Source organism: Polynucleobacter sp. AP-Titi-500A-B4, assembly GCF_018688095.1.
Taxonomy (GTDB): Bacteria; Pseudomonadota; Gammaproteobacteria; order Burkholderiales; family Burkholderiaceae; genus Polynucleobacter.
On sequence record NZ_CP061311.1, the window covers coordinates 1404213 to 1416203 of the forward strand.

Below are 11991 nucleotides of genomic sequence, written 5' to 3' on the forward strand. Positions count from 1 at the left end.
CGCCATTCATGATTTTCAAAGAAGCCCTACGCCGCGAACTTAGCTTTACTACAGGCGGTGTCTTTTTGGTCTTGGTCACCATTATGGTGACCACCCTGGTGATTCGGATTTTGGGATATGCGGCCAATGGCGCAGTCAACCCTGAAGATGCCATCGTTCTGATTTCCTTAGCTACTCTAGGCTATCTCGCCGTTCTATTAACCGTCTCATTATTTGTGGCCACCCTTATTGTTTTAGTACGCTGGTACAAAGACTCTGAAATGATTGTCTGGTTTGCTAGCGGATTGAGCATCAGCAACCTGATCCGCCCAATTTTGCAATTTGCTACTCCGCTCATCATCATCATTGCCCTCTTAGCACTTTTCGTATGGCCTTGGGCAAACCGTGAAACTACACTCATTAGCCAACGCTTTCAACAACGCGATGATGTATCGATGGTTAGCGCTGGGCAATTTAAAGAATCCGCAAGAGCTGAGCGCGTCTTTTTTATTGAAGAGCTTGACGTTGATAAAAGTGAAGTAAAAAATATTTTTGTAGCAGATAGCAAAAACGGGCGCTTGAGTATTGCCGTAGCGTCAACTGGTTATATTCAAAATTCCGAGGGTGGAGAAAAATCCATCGTTCTGAAAAATGGGCGCCGCTATGAAGGGCAACCCACTGCACCCGATTTTAGAATTCTTGAATTTAATGACTACACCACCAAGATTCGCAGTAAAGAGGCTTTAGTGCCAGCACCACGAGACCGAGAAAAAACAGTTACTGAATTACTCAAAGACAATGGCAACCCCATGACATTGAATGAAAATCGCGCTGAGTTGTTATGGCGCATTGGGCTTCCGCTAATGGCTTTAGGTTTGGTGCTGATTGCCATTCCTTTAGCATATGTCAATCCGCGCTTAGGTAACTACACAGCAATGTTCTACGCGGTGCTCATCTATTTAATTTATAGCAATCTACTCAATCTCACGCAAAACTTTGTTGCGCAAGGTAAGATTAGTGCATTTATTGGTGTTTGGCCCATCCACCTTTTGGCTTTTTTGATTGCAATACTCTTAATCCGCAATCGCATCAATCCATCTATTAAGTGGTGGCGTCGTCAATTACCAGCTTCTTTTGCTAACAAATGAAGCTGCTCTTTCCTTACATATACGAGCGTTATTTAGCTAAGCAAATCTATGCGGCCTTTGGCTTCATCTTATTTGCCTTGGTGGCACTATTTTTATTTTTTGATATTTTGAGCGAGCTCGGCTCGGTGAAGGGTGGCTATACCCTACCGATTGCATTACTCCATGTATTACTCAAGGCGCCGAGTCGCATCTCAGAAATCATTCCAATTGCAGGCTTGATCGGCAGTATTTATGTGTTCGCGATGTTGGCCAGTCAATCTGAGTTCACCATTCTGCGCATCGCAGGGCTAGATGTAAAACGAGGCCTGATAGCACTCACTAAAATTTCTATACCCCTGGTGGTCCTAACACTCATCATGAGCGAGTGGGCTGGTCCTTATGCCGAGAGTAAATCAGAGCAAATTCGAATGAAGGCTTTGGGCGCCACTTACTCATCACAATTTAAGACTGGTGTTTGGGTCAAAGATCGCCTCCGAGATGAAGACGGTAGCGGGCCTGTTCGCCCAGGCGTGCGTTACGTGAATGTGGGCAAAGTCGATAAAGATAATGAGATTCGTGATATTCGTATGTACGAATTTAACGATACCTATAACTTGCTGTCTATTCGAAGCGCACCATCTGGTTATTTCGATGAGAGTGGTATTTGGGTTTTGAACGATGTCACTGAAACGCGCTTCAAGGAGACCAAACAATCAGACCCGCTGAATCCCGCCTTCTCTGCGCAAACCTATACACACCCCACGCTGACTTTAGAGTCTGAGGTCACGCCCCAAATTTTGAGCGTGTTATTAATTAGCCCTGAAAAAATGTCGATTGTGAGTTTGGGTCGCTTTATTACTCACCTCAGGGACAATAAACAAGATACGCAGCGCCACTCGATTGCCTTTTGGAAAAAAGTGGTTTACCCCTTCACTATATTTGTGATGCTTGCTTTAGCACTGCCATTTGCTTACCTAAAAGTGCGGGCAGGAAGTGTCGGTATCAAGGTATTTGGCGGCATCATGTTGGGCATGAGCTTCCAGCTATTCAATTCCCTGTTTTCAAATGTGGGCCTATTAAGCGCTTGGCCAACCCTCTTAACAGCCCTGATACCGCCCTTGTGTTATTTCCTGCTAGCGCTCGTCGCCTTGCGCTGGGTCTCTAAAGCTTAATACCCAAAATTCATATAGAATCTAATTCCTATATCGTTGTAGATATATAGATAGGAATTTCATATGAACCTTCATCAATTTCGCTTTGTCCGCGAAGCGGTTAGACAAAACTTCAACCTTACTACCGCTGCTAAAGCACTCTTTACCTCTCAGCCTGGCGTTTCCAAGGCCATTATCGAACTAGAAGATGAGTTAGGCGTTGAGATCTTTCGTCGCCATGGAAAGCGTATTCGTTCGCTTACTGAGCCAGGCAAACGTATCTTGAGCTCTATTGAGCGAATTCTCGATGAAGTGGAAACGCTTAAACGCGTTGGCAAGGATTTTGCAAGCCAGGATCAGGGTAATTTTGTAATTGCCACCACCCATACCCAGGCCCGCTATGCACTCCCTAAGGTGCTTACTGAATTTACAAAACGCTTCCCGAAAGTACGCGTTAGCATCCAGCAAGGTAGTCCAGGTCAAATTGCAGAGTTATTGAGTCATGATCGCGCGGACATTGCGATTGCTACCGAAGGTATTGCTAATACGCCAGGGGTTCTAGCGCTACCTGGTTATCAATGGCAGCACGTCATCATGGTGCCTCTTAGTCACCCACTCCTCAATCAAGCATCAGTGACGCTTGAGGAGATTGCGAAATATCCCATCATTACTTATGACAAAGCGTTTGCCGGCAGAAGCAAAATTGATGCAGCCTTTGCTCAACGCAACATCACACCCGATATTATTTTAGAAGCAATTGATGCCGATGTCATCAAGACCTATGTTGAAACTGGCATGGGTATTGGCATTGTTGCTGGTCATGCTTACGATCCAGAAAGAGATCGCAATCTCAAAGTCATTCCCGTAGGTCATCTATTTGGTAACAATGTCACGCACCTCGGCGTCAAACAAGGCGCCTACCTCAGATCTTTTGTGTATACCTTCATCGAACTCTTTTCACCCACACTCACCAAGAAAATTGTTGAGCAAGCAATGAGCGAGAAAACGGAAACTTACGAGATCTAACATTAAGGGAAACTTGGGAGAAATTTACGGGTTGATCAACCAGTAAATGGTGCCTCGGGGCGGACTCGAACCGCCACGCCTTGCGGCACCGGATTTTGAGTCCGGCACGTCTACCAATTCCATCACCGAGGCAGGTGTTTGCAGTGGAAATTCTGCTTAATTTGCTGCTTTGCTACTGCTAAGACATGAGAGTGTAACAAAAATTGCTTAACTGCCTCCTACCTTGGGTCTAGAACCCCTTAAAATAGCGTCTTATAGCCAAATTATTAAAAGGACTTACCAGTATGGCCGGCCACTCGAAATGGGCCAATATTCAGCACCGCAAAGGTCGTCAAGACGAAAAACGCGGCAAGATTTGGACCAAACTCATTAAAGAAATTACTGTTGCAGCCAAACTTGGCGGCGGCGATCTTGCGACTAACCCTCGCCTCCGTTTAGCTGTTGATAAAGCCAAAGACTCCAACATGCCGAATGACAACGTTCAAAGAGCGATTCAGCGCGGTACTGGCACCTTAGAAGGTGTGAGCTATGAAGAGATTCGTTACGAGGGCTACGGCATCAATGGTGCAGCCATCATCGTGGATTGCTTAACCGATAACCGCACTCGCACTGTTGCAGAAGTTCGCCATGCGTTTAATAAGAATGGTGGCAACATGGGAGCTGAAGGTTCTGTTGCTTTCCTCTTCAAGCATTGCGGACAAATGTTATTTGCCCCTGGCACAAGTGAAGATCAACTCATGGAAGTCGCTCTAGATGCAGGCGCTGATGATGTCATCACCCATGACGATGGATCACTAGAAGTATTAACGCCCGTGCCAGATTTTCCTAAAGTGCAAGATGCGATTACCCAAGCGGGCCTGAAGGCAGAATTAGCAACCGTTGCTATGCGTCCTGAGAGCGAGATTGCACTTGAAGGTGATCAAGCAGAGAGCATGCAGAAACTGCTCGACGCACTTGAAAACTTAGATGATGTGCAAGAAGTCTTTACCAACGCCGCTCTTTAAACTTTTATTAGCCCTTCTATTATGAAAATTCTTCTCGTTGGATCTGGTGGCCGTGAACACGCATTAGCCTGGAAGCTGGCGCAATCTCCTCAAGTTCAAACAGTATTTGTAGCCCCCGGTAATGGCGGCACTGCCACAGCCAAGCAAACGGCTGCTGGCATTGAGAATTTACCAATTACGGGATTGCAAGAGTTGGCTGACTTTGCAAAACGAGAAAAGATTCATCTTACCGTTGTAGGTCCTGAAGCACCCTTGGCAGCAGGGATTGTTGATGTTTTCCGTAACAATGGCTTGCGTATTTTTGGACCAACCCAACTTGCTGCTCAACTGGAATCATCCAAGGACTTCTCTAAAGCATTTATGAAGCGTCATGGCATTCCAACGGCCGACTATCAAACATTTTCGAATGCCTTAGAAGCGCATGCCTATATCGACGCCAAGGGTGCGCCAATTGTCATTAAAGCGGATGGACTGGCTGCAGGTAAAGGTGTTGTCGTCGCGATGAGTTTAGAAGAAGCTCACGCTGCTGTAGACATGATGCTTGCCGATAACAAACTAGGCAACGCAGGTGCACGCGTTGTGATTGAAGAATTTCTAACTGGTGAAGAAGCTAGCTTTATCGTGCTCGTTGATGGCAAACATGTGCTTGCCTTAGCAACCAGTCAAGATCACAAGCGATTACTAGATGCAGATCAGGGTCCCAACACTGGCGGCATGGGTGCATACTCACCCGCACCTGTTGTTACTCCAGAAATTCATGCGCGGGCATTACGTGAAGTAATCATGCCAACGGTTAAGGGGATGGAAGCGGATGGTCTACCTTACACAGGCTTTCTCTACGCAGGCCTCATGATTGCCCCCGATGGCAAAATCAAAACTCTGGAGTTCAATTGCCGCATGGGTGACCCAGAAACCCAACCCATCATGGCTCGCTTACGCAGCGATCTTGTTAACGCACTTGATCACGCAGTGGAAGGCAAGTTAAATGAAGTGGAACTCGAATGGGATCGTCGCACCGCTCTTGGAGTTGTGCTTGCTGCTCATAACTATCCTGAGACACCACGTAATGGCGATGTCATCACAGGCATTCCAGCGGATACAGAAGATCAAATCACTTTTCATGCTGGCACCAAGTTGCAAGATGGCAAGATAGTGACTTCAGGTGGTCGCGTACTCTGTGTTGTTGGTCTAGCCGATACTGTACGAGGTGCTCAACAAAAAGCCTACGATGCCATTAGCAAAATTCAGTTTGATGGTATGCAATATCGCAAAGATATTGGTTATCGCGCAATCAAGTAACTCAAAAGTACATCACTCTTGTCAACACAACAACCCCCAATCGACATCACTGTCCTCAAGGACTATTTCTTAGGACTGCAAGATCGTATTACCAGTGCCATGAGTGCTCTAGATGGCAAAGCCTTTGTGGCTGATGAGTGGCATAAGCCAGAAGAGAGCAAACTCAAAGGCTATGGTCGCACCTGCACTTTGGATGGTGGCAATATCCTGGAAAAAGGGGGAGTAGGCTTTTCTCATGTACGGGGTGATCAAATGCCCCCATCAGCATCCCATCACCGCCCTGAAGTCGCCGGTCGCCGTTTTGAAGCCATGGGGGTCTCTTTAGTCTTTCATCCTCATAATCCCAACGTTCCCACCACCCATATGAATGTGCGCTGCTTTATTGCCCAAGCAGAGGGTAAAGAGCCGGTTTGGTGGTTTGGCGGTGGCTTTGATCTAACTCCCTACTATGGCGTAGATCAAGACTGTCAGCATTTTCATCAAAGTGCTAAAGAGGCTTTAGATCCATTTGGAGAACCACTCTATCCACGCTTTAAACAGTGGTGTGACGAGTACTTTTACTTAAAGCATCGTGAGGAGCCTAGAGGGATTGGCGGAGTCTTTTTTGACGACTTTAATGAGCTAGGCTTTGAGCAAAGCTTTGCCATGACCAGAGCTGTCGGTGATGCTTTTATCAAGGCTTACCTGCCGATTGTGCAGCGGCGCTATCAAGACCCCTTTACCCCCGAACAAAAAGCCTTTCAGGAATATCGCCGGGGGCGCTATGTCGAGTACAACCTCTTATTTGATCGAGGCACCATCTTTGGTCTGCACTCGGGGGGTCGTACTGAATCAATCCTCATGTCGATGCCTCCTGTAGTGCAGTGGTGGTACAACTATCAGCCTGCGCCTGGGACACCAGAAGCGAAGCTTTATGACTATTACCTCAAGCCGCGGGATTGGGTAGCTTGAGCGCTCGTAAAAAAATCGGCATTCTGGGTGGCACCTTTGATCCACCCCATGTAGGCCATCTTAAACTTGCCAGTCATTTCGCAAAACTACTGAACTTAGATACCTTACTACTGATCCCAAGTGGTGAGCCTTGGCAAAAGGGTGCTGGTATCACTCCTGCAGAATTACGGTTGCAGTTAACTGAAGCTGCCGGTATAGATTTAGCAAGAGCCTTTTTGTATCTCCAGATTTCGACTCAAGTCGGCATAGATCGCATTGAGATTGATCGTGCTGGACCAAGTTATGCCATTGATACTGCGAAAGCGCTAAGAGAACGCTTTGGGTCTGAAACAAGTTTGATCTGGCTCATGGGCGCTGACTCCCTAGTGAACTTACCTACTTGGCATGCCTGGCAAGATCTCATGAAATACGTCAATTTTGCAGTGGCGAGTCGCCCAAACTATGGCCTTGCCGCAGAGACAAGCCCATTCCTAAAGGAATTGCTAGAAAAACATCGAGCAGCGGGCTGTCATGACCTTGAAAATAGCGCTTCTGGCCTCATCTATGTTGATGAAAGCATGTCTGTAGACCTTTCCTCTACTGAATTAAGAAATCGTCTTCAATCCCCCGCTCGTAGCAGTGTGGCCTCTGAGCAAATTCCATCACACACACTGGAAATCATTACAAATCTGGGCTTGTATCAGTAATCAAGCTAAGATCATCCTCAACACTAGAAAATATTGCACAAACACCATGGACTTACGTAAATTACAACGCGTCATTATTGATGCCCTAGAAGATGTTAAGGCGCAGGATATTCGCGTTTATGACACCACTAAACTCAGCGAATTATTTGATCGCGTGATCATTGCTACTGGGTCTAGCAATCGCCAAACACGCTCTTTGGCAATGTCGGTTAAAGAAGAAGTCAACGCCAAAGGCGGTGAAGTCATCTCTATCGAAGGTTTAGAAACCGGTGAATGGGTCTTGGTAGATTGCGGTGATATCGTCGTTCACATATTGCAGCCCATGTTGCGTTCCTACTATCAGCTTGAAGGCATGTGGGGTGCCAAGCCAGTGCGGGTAAAGTTGGCTGGTGCTAAAGGGCTAGCAAAAGCCAGTGAATCTGAAGACGACGAATAGTTTTTTGAACTATTTCATTAGCTGATGCGCTTAACTATTGTTTCAGTTGGTCACAAAATGCCGGATTGGGTTGCCACTGCAACCCAGGATTACATCAAACGTATGCCGGCAGATTGCAGCATCGAGATTAAAGAAATTAAACCTGATCTCACGCCAGCAAAAGAGGCCGTGAAGATTCTGGCGGCCATTCCCAAGAGTTCACGAGTCATTGCGCTAGATGAGCGCGGCAAAGATCAAACAACTCAAAATCTAGCGACTCAGTTAGCGAGCTGGCGCCAAGAGGGTTTTGATATCACCTTTTTAATTGGTGGCGCAGATGGCTTAGATGCCAGCCTCAAAGCTAGTGCACAAGCAATGTGGCGCCTATCCAGTCTAACTTTGCCTCACGCTATGGCTAGAGTATTGCTCGTTGAACAACTGTATCGCGCCTGGACCATACTACAAGGCCATCCCTATCACCGCGAGTAATGTCTTGAACTCTTTCGTTTATCTCGCCTCTCAAAGTCCACGCCGCCAGGAACTCTTAAAACAGATTGGTGTTCGCTATGAAATGCTATTGCCACAAGCTGGTGAAGATACTGAAAGTATTGAAATACCCCTGCCCCATGAAAAAGCCCGTGCTTATGTTGAGCGAGTGACCTTAGCAAAAAGTGCTGCTGCACTAGAGCGCTGGAAAAAAAGTCATTTACCTTGGGCACCAATTTTGTGTGCAGACACAACTGTCAGCCTTCCCAATCATCCTGAAGGTGAAATTCTAGGTAAACCATTTGATGCCGCTGATGCAGCACGCATTCTGAATATGCTGAGCGGTAAAACTCATGAAGTATTAACTGGCGTTGCGCTCACGATCAGACCTGAAGAAGCTCCCGTTTTTTTGCTACAAGTTTCAGAGGTTCAGTTTTCCAATCTCTCTGAAGCACAAATCAAGGCCTATATTGCCAGTGGAGAACCTTTTGGCAAAGCTGGGGCCTATGGCATTCAAGGGAGTGGTGGCAGTTTTATCCCCTGCATTAGAGGCAGCTATAGCGGTATCATGGGGCTACCCCTGCATGAAACTGCCCAACTCCTCAAACGCGCTCAAGTTAACAGTATATGAATGAAGAAATTCTGATCAATATCACTCCGCAAGAGACGCGGGTTGCTTTAATTCAGCAAGGCGCTGTACAAGAGCTACAAATTGAGAGAACTCGTCAACGCGGAATTGTCGGCAATATTTACTTAGCAAAAGTAGTTCGAGTATTACCAGGGATGCAGTCAGCATTTATTGATATTGGCTTAGAGCGCACTGCTTTTATGCATGTGGCAGATATCACCCAAAGCAATCCTCAGCCCCAAATTGAAAAGTTGCTTTTTGAAGGTCAGACCTTGCTAGTACAAGTCTTAAAAGATCCTTTGGGCACCAAAGGTGCGCGCTTAACTACCCAACTCAGTATTGCGGGCCGTAACTTGGTATATCTCCCGCCAGCAGGTACCGATGTAGCTACTGAAAAATATATTGGCGTCTCCCAGCGCATTGACCAACCAGAAGAACGCGAGGCTATCAAAGCCCGTCTTGCCACCCTCATGGCTGAAGATGAAAAAGGTGGCATCATCGTGCGCACGAGTGCCCAAGACGCCTCGGATACCGAGCTACAACATGACATGCGCTATCTCAGAACTACCTGGGAAAATATTCATGAAGCAATGAAACATAAGGCTGCGCCTAGCCTGCTATATCAAGATCTAAGCCTGGCTGAGCGCGTATTGCGTGATGTTGCTGGCGAAGAGACTACGCAAATTCGGGTGGACTCCGCTGAGAACTTTGAGAAGCTTAAAGGTTTTGCCAATTTGTATATGCCCAATCTATTGGGCAAGCTCACCTTGCATCGTGGTGAACGCGCCCTCTTTGATTTATTTGATGTCGATACTGAAATCAACAAAGCCTTAGGGCGACGTGTTGACTTAAAATCTGGCGGCTACTTGATGATCGACCAAACAGAATCAATGACAACCATTGATGTCAATACAGGAAGTTATGTTGGCGCCCGTAATCTAGATGACACGGTATTTAAAACCAATCTTGAAGCCGCACAAGCCATCGCTCGTCAACTGCGCTTACGCAATCTTGGCGGCATCATCATTATTGATTTCATCGACATGATTGGCAAAGAACATCAAGAGTCAGTCTTGCATGAACTTAAACGCAACCTAGAGCGTGATCATGCGCGCACTTCTGTCAGCGAATTCTCAGCATTAGGTTTAGTAGAAATGACTCGCAAACGCACGCGCGAGTCCCTTGCCCATATTACCTGCGAGCCTTGTGCTACCTGCATGGGTAAGGGTGAAATCAAAACCGCACAAACCATTTGTTATGAGATCTTGCGTGAGATTGTGCGCGAGCATCGTCAATTTAATCCGCGAGAATTTCGTATTGTGGCGGCGCCAGACGTCATTGATCTCTTCTTGGAGGAAGAAAATCAATTTCTAGCTCAGCTAGGTGACTTCATTGGCAAACCCATTACCCTTCAGGCCGAGGGAAGCTTCCGCCAAGAACAGTACGACATCGTTCTAAGTTAAAGAACTACGCGTTGGAAAATTGAATGCGATGCAGATTGGCATAGAGGCCATCTTGCTTAATTAATTCTTCATGCGATCCGTTTTCCACAATCTTGCCATGCTCTAAAACGACGATTCGATCTGCATGCTCAATTGTTGAAAGGCGGTGGGCAATGACCAAGGTTGTTCTACCAGCCATTAGTCTCTCTAAAGCATCTTGCACTTGTCGCTCTGATTCAGAATCCAATGCAGAAGTTGCCTCATCTAAAATCAGGATTGGGGCATTTTTATAGATGGCCCGGGCAATCGCCAAGCGTTGCCGCTGCCCACCTGACAAGCGGTTGCCGTTATCGCCCACCATGGAGTCGATCCCCTCAGGAAGCTCGCGAATCAAGCTACTGAGGTTTGCCGCTTCCAAAGCCTCCATCACTCGACCACGATCAATACCCGCTTCATTAGTTGCGCCATAGGCAACGTTTGCTGCAATCGTGTCGTTAAATAAGATGACGTCTTGACTAACAAAAGCTAATTGTTTGCGAACATCAGAGAGCACGATATCCTCAAGCGGAAGATCATCCAAGTAAATATGGCCACTCGTTGGCTTAAAGAATCGAGGTAGCAAATTCACTAGGGTAGATTTGCCGCCACCAGAAGGTCCAACAAACGCAACAATCTCACCCGGTTTAATGGTGAGATTAATATCGGTTAATGCATCTTGTCGGCCCACCTCTTGCTGGTATGAAAAGCCGACATTATCAAAACGAATTGCGCCTTTAGCCTTATAAAGGGGCTTCATACTCAGCTTACGATCTTCATCCTCTTCATAGGGTTGATCCATCAAGCCGAAGATCATCTCTGCAGCTGTGAGGCCGCGTTGCAAAGGCTGATTGATATCAGCCAAATGCTTTAAGGGTGATATCACCAACATCATGGCAGTAATGAATGCTGCGAAACCCCCAACCGTAGTGCCTTCGGTGGCAGACTGCATCAAGGCAATCACTAGAACAATCGATAGAGCCATAGAGGCAATCAACTGGGTAATCGGTTGATTGAGGCCACCGGCCACAGCAGACTTTAATGCGAATTGGCGCAAACGCTCGGCCTTTTTTTGAAAGCGCTCCATTTCATATTCTTGAGCACCGTGCACCTTTACAATTTTATATCCTGCAGCCGACTCTTCAACAATATAGGCTAGTTCACTCGTCAAATTTTGTTGCTCACGATTGAGGGCTCGCAAGCGACGATTAATCCTACTCATAATGAAAGCGATGATTGGGAAAATAATGAGAACAACTAAGGTGAGCTTCCAGTTCAGGTAAATCAAATAACCCATCAAACCTACTACAGTAAGAGAATCGCGTACTAAGCTAATCAGCATGCCCCCCATAATCGAGAGTACATTGTTGACTTCAAAAACAACGGCATTAATTAAGTTAGATGCAGAATTCTTCTGGAAGAAAGTAGTAGTTGCATGGAGCAAAGTCTGAAACATTTGCTGACGTAATTTGAGAAGCACTGCATTAATCACTCTGGTCAGCAAATAGTTCGATAAAAACTGTGCCAAGCTACGTACTAGGGCCAGCCCAACCAAAAATACAGGCACCTGCCATAGTTTGTCATTGAGTTCACCTGTAAAGCCACGGTCTAATAATGGCTTCATCAGGGCGGGAATTGAGGTCTCAGCTGCAGCCACAAAAGCCATAGCCACCAAAGACCCGATAATGAGCCCGATATGGGGCTTAAGATAGGCAATTAGGCGATTTAGGGCGGTACGGTCTTGAGCATTCATATAATGAA

The 11991-nt window shown here is 46.5% G+C and carries 11 protein-coding genes, 1 tRNA gene and 1 pseudogene; 11 read left to right on the forward strand and 2 right to left on the reverse strand.

Annotated elements, in window-relative coordinates:
* Nucleotides 1-8 precede the first annotated feature (8 nt).
* From lptF to FD968_RS07050, 3 genes are all read left to right on the forward strand, one after another.
* On the forward strand, nt 9-1127 hold the full coding sequence (gene lptF / locus FD968_RS07040; protein WP_215365024.1) for an LPS export ABC transporter permease LptF: 1119 nt from the start codon (nt 9-11) through the stop codon (nt 1125-1127).
* Nucleotides 1124-2278, forward strand: coding sequence for an LPS export ABC transporter permease LptG (gene lptG, locus FD968_RS07045; protein WP_215365025.1), 1155 nt, complete (start codon nt 1124-1126; stop codon nt 2276-2278). Before lptF ends, lptG begins: the two co-directional genes overlap by 4 nt.
* A 63-nt stretch (nt 2279-2341) precedes the next feature.
* A complete protein-coding gene (locus tag FD968_RS07050; RefSeq protein WP_215365027.1) occupies nt 2342-3283 on the forward strand; it encodes a CysB family HTH-type transcriptional regulator in 942 nt (313 codons plus the stop codon).
* 47 nt (nt 3284-3330) lie between these two features.
* Here FD968_RS07050 and FD968_RS07055 read toward each other — a convergent pair.
* Nucleotides 3331-3415, reverse strand: a tRNA-Leu gene (locus FD968_RS07055).
* Between the two features lie 152 nt (nt 3416-3567).
* Here FD968_RS07055 and FD968_RS07060 point away from each other — a divergent pair.
* The 8 genes and pseudogenes from FD968_RS07060 (at nt 3568) to rng (ending at nt 10215) form a co-directional block, all read left to right on the forward strand.
* Entirely contained in the window at nt 3568-4287 is a 720-nt protein-coding gene (locus tag FD968_RS07060) for a YebC/PmpR family DNA-binding transcriptional regulator (RefSeq protein ID WP_215365028.1), read from the forward strand.
* A 21-nt stretch (nt 4288-4308) separates the two neighbouring features.
* The gene (gene purD, locus FD968_RS07065; protein WP_215365029.1) at nt 4309-5586 is read left to right on the forward strand and encodes a phosphoribosylamine--glycine ligase; all 1278 of its coding nucleotides are present in this window, start codon (nt 4309-4311) and stop codon (nt 5584-5586) included.
* Between the two features lie 39 nt (nt 5587-5625).
* Nucleotides 5626-6537: an oxygen-dependent coproporphyrinogen oxidase gene (gene hemF / locus FD968_RS07070; protein ID WP_215368098.1), complete on the forward strand. Its 912-nt coding sequence runs from the start codon at nt 5626-5628 to the stop codon at nt 6535-6537.
* Complete coding sequence (locus tag FD968_RS07075) at nt 6534-7223, forward strand: nicotinate-nucleotide adenylyltransferase (protein WP_215365031.1); 690 nt, start codon at nt 6534-6536, stop codon at nt 7221-7223. Before hemF ends, FD968_RS07075 begins: the two co-directional genes overlap by 4 nt.
* Nucleotides 7224-7269: 46 nt before the next feature.
* Nucleotides 7270-7656, forward strand: a pseudogene (gene rsfS, locus FD968_RS07080) (ribosome silencing factor); the annotation flags it as partial.
* Nucleotides 7657-7683: 27 nt separating this feature from the next.
* Nucleotides 7684-8127 carry a 23S rRNA (pseudouridine(1915)-N(3))-methyltransferase RlmH gene (rlmH, locus tag FD968_RS07085; protein ID WP_215365032.1) on the forward strand — a complete coding sequence of 148 codons (444 nt, stop codon included), beginning with the start codon at nt 7684-7686 and terminating at the stop codon, nt 8125-8127.
* 4 nt (nt 8128-8131) lie between these two features.
* On the forward strand, nt 8132-8755 hold the full coding sequence (locus FD968_RS07090) for a nucleoside triphosphate pyrophosphatase (RefSeq protein ID WP_251367531.1): 624 nt from the start codon (nt 8132-8134) through the stop codon (nt 8753-8755).
* Nucleotides 8752-10215, forward strand: a complete 1464-nt coding sequence (gene rng / locus FD968_RS07095) for a ribonuclease G (protein ID WP_215365034.1) — start codon at nt 8752-8754, stop codon at nt 10213-10215. The genes FD968_RS07090 and rng overlap by 4 nt, the downstream gene beginning before the upstream one ends.
* 4 nt (nt 10216-10219) lie before the next feature.
* Here rng and msbA read toward each other — a convergent pair whose 3' ends face one another.
* On the reverse strand, nt 10220-11983 hold the full coding sequence (gene msbA, locus FD968_RS07100; RefSeq protein WP_215365036.1) for a lipid A export permease/ATP-binding protein MsbA: 1764 nt from the start codon (nt 11981-11983) through the stop codon (nt 10220-10222).
* Nucleotides 11984-11991: the final 8 nt, after the last annotated feature.

Excerpts from the sequence above, each read along its gene's own strand:
- rlmH (WP_215365032.1), top strand. The coding sequence starts at position 7,684 with ATGCGCTTAACTATTGTTTCAGTTGGTCACAAAATGCCGGATTGGGTT.
- FD968_RS07060 (WP_215365028.1), top strand. The coding sequence starts at position 3,568 with ATGGCCGGCCACTCGAAATGGGCCAATATTCAGCACCGCAAAGGTCGT.
- purD (WP_215365029.1), top strand. The coding sequence starts at position 4,309 with ATGAAAATTCTTCTCGTTGGATCTGGTGGCCGTGAACACGCATTAGCC.
- lptG (WP_215365025.1), top strand. The coding sequence starts at position 1,124 with ATGAAGCTGCTCTTTCCTTACATATACGAGCGTTATTTAGCTAAGCAA.
- lptF (WP_215365024.1), top strand. The coding sequence starts at position 9 with ATGATTTTCAAAGAAGCCCTACGCCGCGAACTTAGCTTTACTACAGGC.
- rng (WP_215365034.1), top strand. The coding sequence starts at position 8,752 with ATGAATGAAGAAATTCTGATCAATATCACTCCGCAAGAGACGCGGGTT.
- FD968_RS07050 (WP_215365027.1), top strand. The coding sequence starts at position 2,342 with ATGAACCTTCATCAATTTCGCTTTGTCCGCGAAGCGGTTAGACAAAAC.
- msbA (WP_215365036.1), bottom strand. The coding sequence starts at position 11,983 with ATGAATGCTCAAGACCGTACCGCCCTAAATCGCCTAATTGCCTATCTT.